Consider the following 644-nt stretch of genomic DNA (forward strand, 5'->3'; position numbering starts at 1 on the left):
GCCCTTCATCGCCTCTGACTGCCAGGGCATCCACCGTGTACGCTTAGTCGCTTAACCTCACAACCCGAAGATGTTTCTTACGATTCATCATCGTGTTGCGAAAATTTGAGAGACTCACGAACAACTTTCGTTGTTCTGTGTTTCAATTTTCAGCTTGATCCAGATTTTTAAAGAGCAAAACTTCGCAGTGAACCCTTTCAGGTACACTCTGAAGTATTTTTTCGTAAACACTCACGAGATGGTGGAGCTATGCGGGATCGAACCGCAGACCTCCTGCGTGCAAAGCAGGCGCTCTCCCAGCTGAGCTATAGCCCCATCGTGTAGTCAGAACCTCTTACCTTTGATTCGTTTCCGGGCACGGCGTGGTGAAGCGAAGCATACTGAAGTATGCGAGCTTTGCCACAACAAAGCACGGGAGCGAATCTGGTAGGCCTGAGTGGACTTGAACCACCGACCTCACCCTTATCAGGGGTGCGCTCTAACCACCTGAGCTACAAGCCTGTAGAGGTTTTACTGCTCGTTTTTCATCAGACAATCTGTGTGAGCACTGCAAAGAACAGTTCTTTAAGGTAAGGAGGTGATCCAACCGCAGGTTCCCCTACGGTTACCTTGTTACGACTTCACCCCAGTCATGAATCACAAAG

General features: G+C 49.2%; 2 tRNA genes and 1 rRNA gene. All 3 read right to left on the minus strand.

Annotation, left to right across the window (positions count from 1 at the left end):
- Nucleotides 1-239: 239 nt before the first annotated feature.
- Nucleotides 240-315, minus strand: a tRNA-Ala gene (locus tag ACLJQJ_RS23400).
- A gap of 109 nt (nucleotides 316-424) precedes the next feature.
- Nucleotides 425-501, minus strand: a tRNA-Ile gene (locus tag ACLJQJ_RS23405).
- A 69-nt stretch (nucleotides 502-570) separates the two neighbouring features.
- A 16S ribosomal RNA gene (locus ACLJQJ_RS23410) occupies nucleotides 571-644 on the minus strand; the annotation flags it as partial.

This window comes from Salmonella sp. SAL04202 (assembly GCF_046550775.1).
Taxonomy (GTDB): Bacteria; Pseudomonadota; Gammaproteobacteria; order Enterobacterales; family Enterobacteriaceae; genus Salmonella; species Salmonella enterica.